The 16786-nt window shown below is 36.0% G+C and carries 15 protein-coding genes and 1 riboswitch; all 15 genes read right to left on the bottom strand.

The genetic code is table 11. The features are described 5' to 3' along the window. Positions 1-20 precede the first annotated feature (20 nt). Entirely contained in the window at positions 21-1088 is a 1068-nt protein-coding gene (locus tag GMB29_RS17730; protein WP_136351299.1) for a sulfate permease, read from the bottom strand. A 13-nt stretch (positions 1089-1101) separates the two neighbouring features. Further along, the gene (locus tag GMB29_RS17735) at positions 1102-1803 is read right to left on the bottom strand and encodes a phosphoadenylyl-sulfate reductase (RefSeq protein WP_136351300.1); all 702 of its coding nucleotides are present in this window, start codon (positions 1801-1803) and stop codon (positions 1102-1104) included. A gap of 234 nt (positions 1804-2037) precedes the next feature. After that, positions 2038-2143, bottom strand: a riboswitch (SAM riboswitch). 754 nt (positions 2144-2897) lie between these two features. Then, positions 2898-3530 (bottom strand): orotate phosphoribosyltransferase, encoded by a 633-nt coding sequence (pyrE, locus tag GMB29_RS17740; RefSeq protein WP_136351301.1) that lies wholly within the window; start codon positions 3528-3530, stop codon positions 2898-2900. Continuing rightward, the gene (pyrF, locus tag GMB29_RS17745; protein WP_136351477.1) at positions 3527-4243 is read right to left on the bottom strand and encodes an orotidine-5'-phosphate decarboxylase; all 717 of its coding nucleotides are present in this window, start codon (positions 4241-4243) and stop codon (positions 3527-3529) included. Before pyrF ends, pyrE begins: the two co-directional genes overlap by 4 nt. Beyond that, a complete protein-coding gene (locus GMB29_RS17750) occupies positions 4243-5151 on the bottom strand; it encodes a dihydroorotate dehydrogenase (protein WP_136351475.1) in 909 nt (302 codons plus the stop codon). The genes pyrF and GMB29_RS17750 overlap by 1 nt, the downstream gene beginning before the upstream one ends. Before the next feature lie 2 nt (positions 5152-5153). Continuing rightward, positions 5154-5930 carry a dihydroorotate dehydrogenase electron transfer subunit gene (locus tag GMB29_RS17755; protein WP_196305278.1) on the bottom strand — a complete coding sequence of 259 codons (777 nt, stop codon included), beginning with the start codon at positions 5928-5930 and terminating at the stop codon, positions 5154-5156. Continuing rightward, positions 5930-9142: a carbamoyl-phosphate synthase large subunit gene (carB, locus tag GMB29_RS17760; protein ID WP_136351303.1), complete on the bottom strand. Its 3213-nt coding sequence runs from the start codon at positions 9140-9142 to the stop codon at positions 5930-5932. Before carB ends, GMB29_RS17755 begins: the two co-directional genes overlap by 1 nt. Further along, positions 9142-10227, bottom strand: a complete 1086-nt coding sequence (locus GMB29_RS17765; RefSeq protein ID WP_136351304.1) for a carbamoyl phosphate synthase small subunit — start codon at positions 10225-10227, stop codon at positions 9142-9144. The genes carB and GMB29_RS17765 overlap by 1 nt, the downstream gene beginning before the upstream one ends. Next, positions 10224-11510 carry a dihydroorotase gene (locus GMB29_RS17770; RefSeq protein ID WP_136351305.1) on the bottom strand — a complete coding sequence of 429 codons (1287 nt, stop codon included), beginning with the start codon at positions 11508-11510 and terminating at the stop codon, positions 10224-10226. Before GMB29_RS17770 ends, GMB29_RS17765 begins: the two co-directional genes overlap by 4 nt. Further along, positions 11494-12411, bottom strand: a complete 918-nt coding sequence (locus tag GMB29_RS17775) for an aspartate carbamoyltransferase catalytic subunit (protein ID WP_136351306.1) — start codon at positions 12409-12411, stop codon at positions 11494-11496. The genes GMB29_RS17770 and GMB29_RS17775 overlap by 17 nt, the downstream gene beginning before the upstream one ends. 153 nt (positions 12412-12564) lie before the next feature. Continuing rightward, positions 12565-13842, bottom strand: coding sequence for a solute carrier family 23 protein (locus GMB29_RS17780; protein ID WP_211091245.1), 1278 nt, complete (start codon positions 13840-13842; stop codon positions 12565-12567). 177 nt (positions 13843-14019) lie between these two features. Continuing rightward, positions 14020-14565, bottom strand: coding sequence for a bifunctional pyr operon transcriptional regulator/uracil phosphoribosyltransferase PyrR (pyrR, locus tag GMB29_RS17785; protein ID WP_136351307.1), 546 nt, complete (start codon positions 14563-14565; stop codon positions 14020-14022). Between the two features lie 222 nt (positions 14566-14787). Next, complete coding sequence (locus GMB29_RS17790) at positions 14788-15702, bottom strand: RluA family pseudouridine synthase (protein WP_136351308.1); 915 nt, start codon at positions 15700-15702, stop codon at positions 14788-14790. Continuing rightward, entirely contained in the window at positions 15703-16170 is a 468-nt protein-coding gene (gene lspA, locus GMB29_RS17795; RefSeq protein ID WP_136351309.1) for a signal peptidase II, read from the bottom strand. A 184-nt stretch (positions 16171-16354) separates the two neighbouring features. Beyond that, a complete protein-coding gene (locus GMB29_RS17800; RefSeq protein ID WP_136351480.1) occupies positions 16355-16678 on the bottom strand; it encodes a TraR/DksA family transcriptional regulator in 324 nt (107 codons plus the stop codon). Between the last annotated feature and the right edge of the window lie 108 nt (positions 16679-16786).

The raw sequence follows: 16786 nt of genomic DNA on the forward strand, positions 1-16786 counted from the left end.
ATATTTAATAGGAATTATATTTAAATTCCCCCACCCTCTTCGTGAACAGTACGTCTTTCTTGTCTACTAGCCTTCATTAAACTTATTGTACCAAGTGTTGCAATCAACAGGCTTCCTAATACAAAGATCGTATATAAATCACTTGTAATAAATAACTTAACTAAGAAATAAGACATGGTTAACGATATAAGTGGAGAAATCAACCAAACCATTAACATATTTTTGACGATCTTTTGTTGAAATACATTTGCACCAGATTTCGCGATTCCTATCCCTAGTATAGAAGATGTTGTGATTTGAGTAAGTGGTACTGGAATTCCAAAAATTGATGCAATCGTAACAAGAGTTGCTCCAGTACCTGAAATTAGTATCCCCTCAATTTTTGAAAAGTTGGTGATCTTCTTACCATTTGTTTCAAGTACTCGACGACCTAAGAAAAGTGCACCAATTGCAACAAAGATACCGCCAATAATCGTTCCTTTCGTTACCGATAGCAGTCCAGCACTTACTAATGGTCCAACGGAATTTGCAACATTGTTCATTCCTGCGGAAAATGCTTCAAAGCAACCAGCAAACACTAGAAGATAAGTAACGATCTTCCCTTCTAAAGAATATTTTTCTGCTAATTTAAAGGCATGAAACAATTTTATAAAAATAATTGCAATCACAAATGCAACGATTGGTACGATGATCCAAAACATGACAATCCATAATAAACTATCGATGTATAATGCTTTATAAGCAATACCAACTCCAACTACAGATCCAACAGTTACTTCACTTGTAGAAAGAGGAATACCTAATAAATTAGCTAAAAAAAGTGAAATCGTTGCTGAAAAAAGTATAATAACAACAATTTTGATTGTAATAAATGATGATGGGATGATTCCAGAACTTATCGTTTTGACAACTTCCCCCCCACCAATTACGGCTCCTAAAAAAACGAAAATTGCACATAAGATAAGAGCATTTCTAGGGCGTAAAATCGCCCCTGATCCGTATGCTACTCCCATCGAAGCAGCTGCACCACTTGCACCAATATTCATCGCGAAAAAAAAGCTGATGATGATTGCAATTATCTCTAACATCATTTATTTCCTCCTATTGATGGAGGCCGCATTCTGTTTTCATTTGCCCCGACCATCTGCCAGATCTTAAATCATTTTCATTAAATATTGGTTTTGTACAATGAAAGCAACCAATGCTAGGATATCCTCTATCATGTAAAGGATTGTAGATTAAGTCATTTTTATGAACATATCTCCATACATCTTTCCACGTCCAATGAATTAACGGGCAAACCTTTACTGAATGAAAGCGTTCATCCTTGTTGATATAGTTTACATGTTTTCTTGTTTCTGATTGTTCCCGTCTAAGACCGGAAATCCATGCCGTAGCACCTTGCAATGTTTCGTTTAAAGGAATAATTTTTCTTATATTACAGCATTTATTTGGATCGGTTTCCCAAAGCTTATCACCATAGCTTTCAGCTTGTTCTTCTAATGTAAGTTTTGGTTTTTTTAATTCAATATTTAATGACGGGTATTTTTCTTTCACTTTATCGATTAATTCATATGTTTCCTTAAAGTGAACATCAGTATCTAAAAACACAATTTTCGCATCAGGTTTTACTTTTGAAATTAAATCGATTAATACAATTCCTTCAATTCCAAAGCTACAAGCATAAACAACATCTTCACCGTAGTGATCATATGCCCAATTCAATACATTTAGGGCACCCTTATACTTATCATCTACTATAAAATCTTCACTCGGTTCTGTCCAACTCTCATAAGTTAGCAAAATATTCACCTCTTCTTTTTATTACTTATTTTTAAAAACCAGTTATTCATACGTTAATAGTCGGATTTATAATGTTAACCTACCAATCATGAATGATATACTGTATTTTCTTGTTAACAAATGGAGTTATATGCCAAATGTTTCGATCCAAGTTTTTCCTCAAACAAACTAACGATTGATTATATTATTAATCGATAAAAAGCCTTCAACTTGAAGACTATTAGGGACGATCTACCCTTATCTTCCAAATTGGAATTGCTTTGGCTGGAATTAGCACCTTGCTAAATAGCAGGTTGCTGGGCTTCAATGGGCCAGTTCCCTTCACCACTCTTGATAAGAAATATGCTGTTGATTCAAAATTTTAACACAATTCCCTCAAAAGTCAACCCGACTTTACTTATCGGATTAATATTTTTTTCATTTATTTTATATATTTTTCACATTTAGATTATTTTTTAAAATACACTTATACTTATTAGGTATTTTTCTTATATATATATACATCAACCCATTCAAATGTACATAAATAATAGTTCCGTTAAAATATTTTTCATCAAAACAGCAATTCTATGTGTAATTCGCTATCCTATTCTTTCTATTCTTCATTTTATAAATTTCACACTCATAATATAAGTTATTATGTAGCTTCTATTCCGAAGTCTTAAAAACCCTTAAAAAGATACCATCAAAGTCACACAGCATGTTAAGGAGATCTGTTTCGATATTTTCAATACATTTGTTTACTTCTTCCTTGGACATGGCTATAGGGTTAAACCGGCCCTTTATATGATGGAGGATGGCTCGGCTCCTACGGGAACAGTTTTGATACTTTCGTCAACTATCGTGTAGTTTATGATTCCTAATTTCCTAATAAAAAGGGTTTTATGGCAGAAAAAACAGAAAAGCCATATCCTATTTACTTGCTAGAATACAGCTTTTGATTTCAATATACCTATGTATAGTTTGTATCTACTTTATTTAGCTCAAGGCACCTTGTTCTGCATGGTGTTTTGAAATTCATGAATCCAAAACAAAAAACCTTTTATTCAAGTGTTTTAATTACCAGAGGCAGTCCAAGGTATCCAAAGCCTTACTTAATTTTCTAACCAACCCTCTGATGCAGGATTTTCTCTCCACATTTTTAGTTTGGTAAGATCTTGTTCATTTACATAGCCTTCTTGTACAGCTACATCAAGAAGAGTATTATAATCACATAATGATTTTGCTTCCACATTAGCCTTGGCTAATTTTTCCTCACCGGCAGATAAGCCATACGTGAAGATTGAAACGATACCTAACACTTCACAGCCCGCTTCACGTAGTGCTTCAACAGCAGTAATTGCACTACCGCCAGTTGAAATTAAATCTTCAATTACTACAACCTTTTGATTTTCCAGCACTTGACCTTCAATCTGATTTCCTTTTCCGTGTCCTTTAGCCTTGCTTCGAACATAGCACATAGGTAAATTTAATTGATCACTTACCCAAGCAGCATGCGGAATACCAGCTGTTGCTGTACCTGCAACAACCTCGACTTCTGGAAAGTGATTTCTTATTAATTCAGAAAGACCCTCTGCTATTTGCTTACGAATCTCAGGAAATGATAGTGTTAAACGATTATCACAATAAATCGGCGATTTCATACCGCTTGACCATGTGAACGGTTCATTTGGTTGGAGATAGACTGCTTTGATTTCTAATAGGTGTTTTGCAATATCTTGTTTCATTCCACTATTTCCTCCCAAGCTTTTTTTACATGTAAGTATGCTTCATATGGATTTTTTTGTTTAGTAATGCTACGTCCGACTACTATTGCTGTAGAGCCTAGTCGACGAGCTAATTCCGGAGTGGCAATTCGTGTTTGATCATCTGCAGAATCATTCTTCATCCGAATTCCAGGAGTTACCTTAATGAATGTAGAGCCAAGATGTTCTTGTAATGCTTCCACCTCATGTGTCGAGCAAACAACACCATCTAAGCCGCTTTCATGTGCCATTTTTGCATAATGAAGCACAATATGATTGATTTCTTTATTAATTAATAGTTCATCTTGTACCATTTGTTGTGACGTGCTTGTTAATTGTGTTACAGCAATACAAGCCGGTCTATTTTTTCCAGCAGGTGTCCCAGCAACTAACCCTTCAATTGCCGCTTCCATCATTTTTTTACCGCCTGCAGCATGAACATTTACAAGATCAACCTCTAGTTTGGCTAAGCCACGCATCGCTTGTTTTACCGTGTTTGGGATGTCGTGTAGCTTTAAATCTAGAAAAATATCATGACCATGCTGCTTAATATGTGAAATAATGCTAGGACCCTCTTGATAGAAAAGCTCCATCCCTACTTTTACAAAAAGCTTTTCATCTTTAAAATGATTTAAGAAAGCATCAACTTCCTTACGATCCTTAAAATCAAGCGCAACTATAAGAGGTCTTTCCATCATGCCTTCCAGCTCCTTCCAACACACTCCGTAACATGCTCATAACCAAGTTCTTTTAATTTTTCTGGTAGTTGATCAATGATTTCTGGACAGACAAAAGGGTTAACAAAATTGGCTGTACCTACTGCTACTGCACTTGCTCCAGCATATAAAAACTCAATTACATCATCTACTGTTTGAACACCGCCCATCCCAATGATTGGGATATTAACAGCCTGACTTACTTCATATACCATTCGAATTGCTACTGGCTTAATCGCTGGACCTGACAAGCCACCCGTTTTATTCGCTATAACAGGTTTGCCAGTTTTTAGATCGATTCTCATCCCGATTAAAGTATTGATCATTGTTAAGCCATCTGCTCCTGCATTTTCAATTGCCTTTGCCATATCAACGATATTCGCTACATTTGGAGAAAGCTTTACATATACAGGAACATCTGAAACTTCTTTCACAGCTTTTGTTAAACCGGCAGCGACATCAGGTATTGTACCAAAGGCAATTCCGCCTGTTTTTACATTTGGGCAGGAAATATTTAATTCAAGTGCATGCACATTTTTTGATTGACTGATTTTTTCCGCAACATACACATAATCTTCAACTTGAGACCCTGCAACATTTGCTATAATTGGTAAATCAAATTGCTCAAGCCAGACAAGCTCTTCTGAAACTACCTTTTCAACGCCTGGATTTTGCAGTCCAATTGCGTTAAGCATTCCAGCATCTGTTTCTGCTACACGCGGTGTAGGATTTCCAAAACGCGGTTCTTGCGTACTCGCTTTTATCATAATTGAACCAAGCTGACTTAAATCATAAAGATTGCTATACTCTCTTCCAAAACCAAAACAACCGGATGCTGGCATGATTGGGTTTTTAAGTGATAATCCTGGTAAATTGACGTCTAACATCATTAGATAACCACCTCTCCGGCCTTAAACACAGGTCCATCACTACATACTTTTTTATAGCTTGTCCCAGTTGGATCATTTCCTGTATGACATACACATGCAAAACAAGCACCAATGCCACATCCCATTCTTTCTTCAAGTGATAAAAATAATGGTTTATGTCCATAAAGCTTTTCAAGTGCTCTTAACATCGGTGTTGGACCACATGTAAACATCGTATCAAACTCAAGTCCATTGTCTTTTATCGCATCTGTAACAAATCCCTTATATCCATAAGAGCCGTCATCAGTTGCAATAATTGTATTTCCTAGAGCTATAAATTCACTTTCAAGAAATACGGCTTTTTGTGATTGAAAGCCCAAGACGTGGTGAACCTTAACTCCCTTTGAAACTAATCTCGTCGATAATTCAAGTAATGGTGGAACTCCAATACCGCCACCTACTAATAATGCGGTTTGTCCTTCTATGATACCATCCATTGGAAATCCATTTCCTAACGGTCCTAAAACATCTACTACCTCATCGACTTTCTTTTTAGAAAGGAGCTGTGTTCCAGCTCCTTCTGCTCGATAAATCATTGTGAATTGTTGTTTCTTACTATTAATTTCAGAAATACTAATCGGTCTTCTAAGAAGTGGGGTAGATCCATCTGAGACTTTAAGATGGACAAATTGACCCGGATTTCTCATCTCTGAAACAAGTTCACCTTGAAGTGTTAATTGAAAAATATGATCGGCTATTTGTTCATGTTTCGTCACGACCATTTGCTCTTTTTTTATCACGTTAAGCTCACCTCAAGCTGTTTGTTTATCTTTGGCATTGTATCCGTTGAGAAAGTCATTGATTCAAGAACACGTAAGATCGCAACAGCTGTATCAAGTGATGTTAAACATGGAATTCCGTTTTCAACTGATTCGCGGCGAATTTTAAAACCGTCTCTTGCTGGTTGTTTTCCTTTTGTTAAAGTGTTAATTACAAACTGTGCCTCACCTTTGCGAATGACATCTAGTAAGTTTGGTCCTTCTACATTAATTTTATTAACAACTTTTGCAGGAATATTAAAAGATTTTAAATACTCAGCTGTTCCACTTGTTGCAAGAATTTGATATCCAATATGATGGAATCTTTTTGCAATTTCAAGACCTTCTTCTTTATCCTTGTCAGCTACAGTAAGCAAAACTGATCCATGATTTTTAATTTGAATGCCTGATGCAACAAGTGCTTTATAAAGAGCTTTTTCTAAAGTAATATCTTTCCCCATTACTTCTCCAGTTGATTTCATTTCCGGTCCTAACGTGATATCAACATTACGAAGTTTTGCAAAAGAGAATACAGGTGCTTTTACAAAAACTCCTTCTTTTTCAGAGTAAAGGCCTGTTTCATATCCTAGATCAGCGAGTTTAACACCAAGAATAACCTTTGTAGCTAAGTTAGCCATTGGAATACCAGTAATTTTACTTAAAAATGGTACTGTTCGGCTCGAACGTGGATTTACTTCAAGGACGTAAACCTCACCTTTTGAAAGAACAAACTGGATATTTAAAAGGCCAACAATATTTAATCCTCTAGCTAATTTAATTGTATAATCAACAATTTTATTTTTAATATCTTCTGATAAAGATTGTGGCGGATAAACTGCAATCGAATCACCAGAGTGAACTCCTGCTCGCTCGATATGTTCCATTATTCCAGGGATAAGAACTGTCTTTCCATCTGAGATTGCGTCAACCTCTATTTCTTTTCCTGTTAAGTACTTATCTATTAATACAGGATGTTGAGGATTTATTTTAACCGCATTTTCCATATAGTGGAGTAATTCTGTTTCTTGATACACAATCTCCATCGCTCTTCCACCTAAAACATAAGAAGGACGAACAAGTACTGGATAACCTATTTTGCCTGCAATCTTGACAGCTTGCTCAACAGAAGTTGCTGTTTTACCTAGTGGTTGTGGAATTTCTAACATTTCAAGAGTTTGTTCAAATTTATCTCGATTTTCTGCGCGATCTAAGTCTTCAAGTGATGTACCAAGAATTTTTACTCCTCTTGCTTCAAGTTCACTTGCAAGATTTATCGCTGTTTGCCCTCCGAATTGAACAACTACGCCTTTTGGCTTTTCTAAATCAATGATATGCATGACATCTTCAATCGTTAACGGCTCAAAATAAAGCTTATCTGAAATACTGAAATCTGTTGACACTGTTTCAGGATTGTTATTTACGATAATTGCTTCATAGCCTGCTTCTTTAATTGCCCATACTGAGTGAACTGTTGCATAATCAAACTCAACACCTTGACCAATTCGGATAGGACCTGATCCTAATACGACAACACTTTCTCGATCAGTAACAATTGATTCATTTTCATCTTCGAATGTTCCATAGAAATATGGAGTAGCTGATTCGAATTCAGCTGCACAAGTATCAACCATTTTATATACTGGAATAATATTTGCTTGCTTACGAAGATCGTATACTTCACGCTCATTTGTATTCCAAAGATTTGCTATTTCACTGTCAGAAAAGCCCATTTCTTTTGCTTTCTGTAAAGTAGTAAGTTCATAAGGATTTTCTTGAATTTTCTTTTCAAAAGAAACAATTTTTTCAATTTTCATTAGGAAGAACAAATCAATTTTGCTCCACTCATGAATCGTTTCTTTTGATACTCCTCGTCTAAATGCTTCAGCAATATAGTATAATCGCTCATCCCCTGCTTTACGAATTCGTTTTTCAATTCTTTCATCAGTGATTTCGTTTGAGTCATTTAGACGTAAGTAATCAACGTCAGCCTCTAATGAACGAACCGCTTTTAGCAATGATTCTTCAAGCGTACGGCCAATCGCCATAACCTCTCCAGTTGCCTTCATTTGTGTTCCTAAATGACGGTTTGCTGACTCGAACTTATCAAATGGCCAACGCGGGATTTTTGAAACGATGTAATCAAGGGCTGGCTCAAAACATGCATAAGTTTTCCCTGTTACAGGGTTTTCCATTTCATCCAAAGTTAACCCAACTGCAATTTTTGCAGCAAGTTTTGCTATTGGATAACCAGTTGCCTTTGATGCAAGTGCTGAAGAACGGCTTACACGAGGATTTACCTCGATGATGTAATATTGGAAGCTATCAGGGTCAAGAGCTAACTGTACATTACAGCCACCTTCAATTTTCAAAGCCCGAATAATTTTTAATGATACATTCCGTAGCATTTGGTATTCACGATCACTTAATGTTTGACTTGGTGCAAAAACAATCGAATCACCTGTATGAACACCAACTGGATCAAAATTTTCCATATTACATACAACAATGGCATGATCGTTTGAATCACGCATTACTTCATATTCAATTTCTTTATACCCTGCAATGCTTTTTTCTAGTAGACATTGTGTTACTGGGCTGTTTTTCAAGCCGCTTGTTACGATTTCAATTAATTCTTCTTCATTCTCACAAATACCCCCGCCAGTTCCACCTAATGTGTATGCTGGTCTAACTATAACTGGGTAACCAATTTGTTTAACAAAAGCATACGCTTCTTCTAAGTTGTGAATAATTTCACTTTCAGGCACTGGTTCATTTAATTCATTCATAAGAGTTCTAAATAGATCGCGATCCTCTGCTTGCTTGATTGCAGAAAGCTTTGTACCAAGGATTTCAACACCACATTCATCTAAAACTCCTGATTCAGCAAGCTCTACTGCTAAGTTAAGTCCAGTTTGCCCACCAAGTGTTGGAACAAGGGCATCTGGGCGTTCTTTTCGGATAATATTACTTAAAAACTCTAATGTAAGGGGTTCAATGTAAACTTTGTCAGCAATTTCTGTATCAGTCATAATTGTTGCTGGATTTGAGTTTACAAGAACGACTTCATAGCCTTCTTCTTTAAGTGCGATACATGCTTGTGTTCCTGCATAGTCAAATTCTGCTGCTTGACCAATTACAATCGGACCTGATCCGATAACAAGAATTTTGTTTATGTCTGTACGTTTTGGCATTATAGAACCCCTTCTTTCTTATTAACTTCAATCAAGTTTAAAAATTGATCAAATAATCCATTCGCATCCTCTGGTCCTGGTGAGGCTTCTGGGTGATATTGGACTGTAAATGCAGGAAATTGTTTATGTCTTAATCCTTCCACTGTTCCATCATTCAATGCAATATGTGTTACTTCTAACTCTGTATTTTTAATTGAATCTTCATTTACTGTATAACCATGATTTTGTGCTGTTATATCAACCCTACCTGATTTAAGTTCTTTTACAGGATGGTTTGAACCGCGATGACCAAATTTCATTTTTTCTGTATCGGCACCACATGCTAGAGCAAATAATTGATGACCCAAACAAATTCCAAATAAAGGAACCTTCCCTAAAACACCTTTAATCATTTCAATCGCATTAGAAACATCTTTTGGATCTCCTGGTCCATTCGAGAGCATGATTCCATCTGGTTTTAATTGCAAAACTTCCTCAGCTGTAGCAGAATGTGGAACAACAACAATGTCACATCCGCGTTGATTTAATTCTCTTAAAATTCCATGTTTCATTCCATAATCAACTAATACTACTCTTGGTCCTCGACCAGGGCTAGGATAAGCTGTCTTAGTTGAAACGGTGTCTACTTGATTAATTGGCAATTCAGTTCCTTTTAGTTTTTTGATTACTTCCTCTGGATTTGCATCTGCCGAACAAATAGCACCTTTCAATGTACCATGCATTCTGATAATTCTTGTAAGTTTCCGAGTGTCAATCCCAGAAATTCCAGGAATGTTTTTCATTTTGAAATATTCATCGATCGAAAATTCACTTCTCCAATTAGATGGGAAATCACAAAACTCTTTTACGACAAAACCGTAAATATAAGGTGTTATTGTTTCAAAATCATCCCGATTAATTCCGTAATTCCCGATGAGAGGATATGTTAATGTTACAATTTGACCACAGTATGATGGATCAGAAAGAATTTCTTGGTAACCTGTCATTCCTGTATTGAAAACGACCTCACCTATATTTTCACTATCACTTCCAAAACCTTCACCTAAAAATACTGTACCATCTTCTAAAATTAATTGTTTCTTCATACTGTGATGCCTCCTTTTTCCCAAACGATGTTTCCATCAACAATTGTAAGTGTAGGCCAGCCTTTGCATGACCAGTCTGTAAACGGTGTGTTTTTCCCTTTTGATAAAAAGTTTTTAGGATCAATTTTTTCTTCAGTTTCTAAATCAACAACAGTGAGGTCTGCAGTTTCACCAACTTGTAATTTTCCACCAGCTAATCCGAAAGCAGTTACTGGTTTAATCGTTAAGAAGTCTACAAGTTGTTTTAAAGATAATATTTTCGTTTGTACTAAATTTGTATAGAGTAAAGGAAATGCTGTTTCTAAGCCAACAATTCCAAATGGTGCTTGCTGCATACCTTTTTCTTTTTCCTCTTCGGTATGTGGAGCATGGTCAGTTGCAATGAAATCAATTGTTCCATCGAGCAAGCCTTCGATTAATGCTTTCTGATCTGCTTTCCCTCTTAAAGGAGGATTCATTTTATAGTTTGTATCAAGACCAGGAATATCATCTTCACACAATAATAGATGGTGTGGAGAAACCTCTGCTGTTACATGAATTCCAGCCCGTTTGGCGTCACGTACTACACGTACAGATTCTTTCGTACTAATATGACATACATGGTAATGACAGCCTGCAGCTTCAGCAAGAAGAATATCTCTTGCAATATGAACAGACTCACAAACAGATGGAATCCCATTAATACCGTGTTTTTTCGAAAATTCACCTTCATGAACAGAACCTTGGTTAATTAATGTATTTTCTTCACAATGCGCGACAATTGTTGCTCCAATCGATGCTGCTTGTTTCATCGCCTCGAGCATCATTCCTGCAGATTGCACGCCGACCCCATCATCTGTGAAAGCAAATGCACCTGCTTCTTTTAAGGCAGAGAAATTTGTTAATTCTTCACCTAATTGCTCATTTGTGATGGAAGCATATGGTAATACTTTTACAATAGCTGTTTCTTTAATGCGATTTTGCAGCCATTCCATTTGCTCTTTCGTATCTGGAACAGGACGTGTATTAGGCATTGGAGCAATTGTTGTAAAGCCACCCTTCGCCGCACTTTGTGTTCCCGTAGCAATTGTTTCTTTATGCTCGCCGCCTGGTTCTCTTAAATGAACATGTAAATCAATAAAACCTGTTGAAACAAGTTGCCCATCAACTGAGATTACTTCAAATCCATCGATAGTAAGATCTTCACCAATTTCAGTAATCTTTCCATTTTCAACCTTTACATCAGCCTTTTTCAACTCACCAAGCTCATCTAAAATAAATCCGTTTTTAAGAACAAATAACATGTTTGATTACCTCCTGTTTTTGCTTACTTTGTTGAAAAGCTCGTTTTAATACTGCCATTCTTGCGAAAACACCATTTTCCATTTGTTTAAAAATCCTTGAGCGACCACATTCAATTAAGTCACTTTCTATTTCAACACCACGATTTACTGGTGCAGGATGCATAATGATTGCATGATTTTTCATTTGTTTTTCACGTTCTTTAGTTAATCCGTATTGGGCTAAGTAGTTTTCAACACTTGTTTTTTGATCATGTCTTTCATGCTGGATGCGAAGAAGCATTACAACATCTGACTTTTCTATCGCTTCATCTACATCAACATATTTACCATGAATGTTTAACGGATCATGCCACTCTGAAGGGCCGGAGAATAAAACGTTTGCTCCTAATCTTATCAGAACTTCAGCATTTGAACGTGCAACACGGCTATGACGAATGTCACCATGTATGGAAACCGTTAAGTCTTTAAAGCCGCCAAATTCTTGTTTTATTGTAAGTAAATCTAAAAGTGATTGTGTTGGATGATGTCCACAACCATCACCAGCATTGATAATTGGAATTGAAACTTTACCAATCAAATCCTCAAAAAAGTGATCATTTTGATGTCTGATTACAACTGCATGTGCTCCAATAGACTCTAATGTTTTGATTGTGTCGTATAACGTTTCACCTTTTTGAACACTTGAATGTTCCGAAGAAAAATTTAAAACTTCAAGGCCTAATTTTTTCTCTGCAACTTCAAAGCTGAATCTCGTTCTTGTACTTGGCTCAAAAAATAGATTTGAGACAAACAACATATTTGATGGTTTCCACCCTTTACCTAATCTATACTGCTCAGCATCTTCAAGTATCATGAAGATTTCTTCATTTGTAAGCTGATTCATTGTAAGTAAACTTGACATACCAAAACCACTCCTTTAATTTTCTTCTAAAAAACACCCTGAAACATGATCAGGGTGTATAAAGGTAGCGCAAAATTAGGTATAGGAATACCCTATCTTTGCCTTACACCCTTCAAAGCCTCTCTGGACTTCTATTAAAAGATTTAAGCAAATTTATGCTGTTTTATTATTTATTGAATCTTTATCTTCACTTGGCAGGACTAAATTTAAGATGATTCCAATAATAGCTGCTAATGCCATTCCATGTAAATCGAAGCTACCATATTTAAGTGTTGCACCGCCAATTCCGATTACTAAAATGACAGATGAAATGATAAGGTTACGGTTATTACCTAAGTTAATCTGATTATCAATCATCATTCGGAGTCCTGAAGATGCGATAATTCCGAAAAGCAGAATCGATACACCCCCCATAACTGGTGTAGGAATTGTACTTATAAAAGCTGATATTTTACCGATGAATCCAAAAACAATCGCAAAAACCGCTGCACCAGCGATGACAAACACACTATATACTCTAGTAATTGCAAGTACACCAATATTTTCTCCGTATGTTGTATTTGGTGGACCGCCTATTACTGCCGCGAGCATTGTTGCAACACCATCACCTAAAATTGAACGATGCAGTCCTGGTTTTTCTATATAATTTCTGCCCACTACTTTCCCTAAGACTAATTGGTGTCCGATGTGTTCTGAGATTGTAACGACAACTACTGGCACCATCAATAAAATAATTTCTAGCGAAAGTGCTGGAGTATAATCTACAAATGGAATGATAAAATTTGGTGCTTGGAACCAATCTGCAGCAATAACTTTTGAAAAATCAATGATACCAATTGCTAGTGAATATAAGTAACCACCAGCAATCCCGATTAATACTGGGATTAGATTGAAAAAACCTTTTAAAAAGATTGTGCTTATGATCGTAATAAGTAACGTAACGATTGCTACTGAAAAATACTGTAGGCTATATTCTTCACCATTTAATGTTGCCATGTCTACAGCTGTACTTGCCAATCCTAATCCGATGACAATAATGACTGGTCCAACAACAACTGGTGGTAAGATTTTCATAATCCATTTATGACCTGTTCCTTTAATAATTAAAGCAACAATCCCATATACAATACCTGCTATAAAACTTCCTACCATTGCTGCTCCCATTCCTGCAGAAGCCTTCGCAACAATGATCGGTGTTATGAATGCGAATGATGAACCGAGGTATGCTGGTACCTGGAATTTTGTAATAAGCAAAAATGCAAATGTTCCTAAACCACTTGAGATTAACGCTACTGCCGGGTCAAGCCCAACAAGGAACGGAACTAAAATTGTCGCACCAAACATCGCAAATAAATGCTGGAAGCTTAGGGCTAACCATGTCAATGGAGTTGGTTTATCTTTTACATCTAATATGATTTGTTCTTTTTCCACGTTTAAACCCCCGTTATGATATATTCATGTTAGTAAGCATTCAAGGATTGGTATATATAAACAAAAAACCTCTTTGCCAGTTTGAATGCAAAGAGGTACAAAAAGATCATCAATCGCGTATGCAACTTGATCTTTATGTTTCCCTTTGCAGCCTCTCTGGACTATTTTTAAAAGGGTCTATTCATTTTCATGTATAGTAACTTGATCATTACCGTCTTGTTCATGAAGCTCAACAACGATTTTTTCTGAGCTTGAAGTAGGAATGTTTTTCCCAACATAATCAGCGCGTATAGGCAGTTCACGATGGCCACGATCAACTAGAACAGCTAACTGAATATTTGCAGGTCTTCCGATATCGACTAAAGCATCCATTGCTGCTCTCACTGTTCTACCTGTATATAATACATCATCTACTAAGATTACCTTTTGATTTGTAACATCAACTGGGATATCTGAGCCTTTTACTAATGGTTCCTGATCATTCGTTTTTTTCGAAAGGTCATCACGGTATAATGTAATATCTAATTCACCAATGGCAATTTTGTTTCCTTCAATTTGCTCGATACGTTCAGCAAGTCTTTTTGCTAAATATATGCCTCTTGTCTTAATACCAACTAATACGCTATTCTCGATCCCTTTATTTCTTTCAATGATTTCGTGAGCAATTCTTGTTAAAGCTCTGCGTATTGCTTGATCATCTAAAACAACTGCTTTTTGAGACATATTATGCTCTCCCTTCGCAACTAAAGTCCTTTATAAATTAGGATATACAAGAACCTTAACAAAAAACCCTCTCATCAGATGTGAGAGGGTTGACGAAGACATAGTTCAACAAAGTCATAAATAGAGCTTTGCTATTTTATCCGTTCTCCTTCTCAGCCTCTCGGGACTGTGTTAAAGGTTCCTATTAACTTAAAACCATTATGACAAACATGTAGAAATGTGTCAATGATTATTTTTTATTTGCTCTAACACTTGCTGAAACTCTAGAGGTAGAGGTGCTTCAAACTCTAAATATTCTTTTGTACGAGGATGTTCAAACCCTAAAATTCCCGCATGGAGAGCCTGTCCATTAATTGGTAACGTCTTTTTGGGACCATATTTCGGATCTCCAACTAGTGGATATCCAATATATTTCATATGAACACGAATTTGATGTGTTCTTCCTGTTTCAAGCTGACATTCTACAAACGTAAAGTTGTCATACCGCTCGATGACATTAAAGTGGGTAACGGCTTCTTTACTGCTTACATTTGTTACTGTCATACTTTGTCTGTCAACTTTGTCACGGCCGATAGGTGCATTAATTGTGCCATGGTCATGCTGAATACTTCCATGAACAATTGCTTTATATCTTCTAGTCACTGTTTTGTTAACAAGTTGATCTACTAATGATTCATGTGCCATATCATTTTTGGCAACCATTAATAATCCTGACGTATCTTTATCGATACGATGGACAATGCCAGGTCTTAATACACCATTTATTCCTGAAAGATCCTGACAATGAGCCATTAAGCCATTTACCAATGTTCCACTCATATGTCCAGGTGCTGGATGCACAACCATCCCTTTCGGTTTATTTACAACAAGCACATCTTGATCTTCATAATAAATATCAAGATTCATTTGTTCTGCAACAACATCTAATGGTTCTGGATCTGGAATGACAACTACAATACGATCTTGCGGTTGACATTTATAGTTTGTTTTAACTGGGTTGTCATTTACTTTAACAGAACCTTCTTTAATCCAAATCTGCACCTGTGATCGTGACCACTCACCATTATATGTTGATAAAAATTTATCAATCCGCTCATTTTTCTGTTCTTCACTTACCTGTAATTCAATGATGTCCATTTATATTTTCTCCTTCTTTTGTTTCCCTTCAAAAAACAACATATGAATAAATAACAAAACAACTCCCACACATAGTGCTGAATCAGCAACATTAAAAATAGGAAAGTCATATGAAAAAATGTATGTATTAATAAAGTCGACAACTTCTTTACGAAATAAACGGTCAATGAAATTTCCAATTGCTCCGCCCAGCATTAAACCAAGAGCAATTCCCATTACCTTATATTCCTTCGTATATTTTTGGATGTAATAAATGATACCGACAATTACAATAGCTGTTATGATGTAAAAGAACCACATTTGCCCTTGCAAGATCCCCCATGCTGCTCCGCGATTTCGATGTGATGTAATATATAAGAAATTTTCGATAATAGTAATATTTTCTCCAAGTTCCATATTTTTAACAATAAGCCATTTTGTCACTTGATCGATTACAATGATAATTGCTGCTATTATGTAATAAAACACAAACTTCCCCAACTTTCCATTATTCTAAAAGTAAATTTCGATATTTATCCATTAGAATTGTACCATATATAAAAAGAACGCGTAAAGCAAGTTACGATAGGGAACCCACCATCATAATAAAAGCCTGACCTTATTTGTGTATAAGAGCACATTACAAGGTCAGACTTTCAAAAGAAGAAATGGATTAAAAATCACTTCCAGTGATATATGTTTCTTCATGGGTATAATCGTATTGAGGAAGAGATTTTCGTTCAAATAATTCTTGAAAATAAAAATCATAAATTGTTCTTGCTGTAGGGAGTATCCTTAATTTTTCGAAAGGAATTTCTTGACCTGTTTCTTCACAAAAACCATATATTCCTTTATCAATTTTCATTAAGGCACGTTCGACATCTTGAAGTTCCTCTTTAATATGATGCATCAAAGTACTACTTTTCCCTTGATGGTCATCACAAGTCATTTCAAACAAACTGTGATCAAATAACCTCGTTCGCAGTTCTTCTTTCATCACTTGCAATTCATACCGGATCCCATAATATTTATTCAAGATGGACAACTCCTTATCCTTCTTTTGTTGTAATTTTAGTTTAACCTGAGAAAACTTTACTCACCCTAA

The organism is Metabacillus sediminilitoris, assembly GCF_009720625.1.
GTDB lineage: Bacteria > Bacillota > Bacilli > Bacillales > Bacillaceae > Metabacillus > Metabacillus sediminilitoris.

Coding starts and splice junctions, on each gene's coding strand:
- GMB29_RS17730 (WP_136351299.1), bottom strand. CDS start 1,088: ATGTTAGAGATAATTGCAATCATCATCAGCTTTTTTTTCGCGATGAAT.
- pyrE (WP_136351301.1), bottom strand. CDS start 3,530: ATGAAACAAGATATTGCAAAACACCTATTAGAAATCAAAGCAGTCTAT.
- pyrF (WP_136351477.1), bottom strand. CDS start 4,243: ATGGAAAGACCTCTTATAGTTGCGCTTGATTTTAAGGATCGTAAGGAA.
- GMB29_RS17750 (WP_136351475.1), bottom strand. CDS start 5,151: ATGTTAGACGTCAATTTACCAGGATTATCACTTAAAAACCCAATCATG.
- carB (WP_136351303.1), bottom strand. CDS start 9,142: ATGCCAAAACGTACAGACATAAACAAAATTCTTGTTATCGGATCAGGT.
- GMB29_RS17765 (WP_136351304.1), bottom strand. CDS start 10,227: ATGAAGAAACAATTAATTTTAGAAGATGGTACAGTATTTTTAGGTGAA.
- GMB29_RS17770 (WP_136351305.1), bottom strand. CDS start 11,510: ATGTTATTTGTTCTTAAAAACGGATTTATTTTAGATGAGCTTGGTGAG.
- GMB29_RS17775 (WP_136351306.1), bottom strand. CDS start 12,411: ATGTCAAGTTTACTTACAATGAATCAGCTTACAAATGAAGAAATCTTC.
- pyrR (WP_136351307.1), bottom strand. CDS start 14,565: ATGTCTCAAAAAGCAGTTGTTTTAGATGATCAAGCAATACGCAGAGCT.
- GMB29_RS17790 (WP_136351308.1), bottom strand. CDS start 15,702: ATGGACATCATTGAATTACAGGTAAGTGAAGAACAGAAAAATGAGCGG.
- GMB29_RS17800 (WP_136351480.1), bottom strand. CDS start 16,678: ATGAAAGAAGAACTGCGAACGAGGTTATTTGATCACAGTTTGTTTGAA.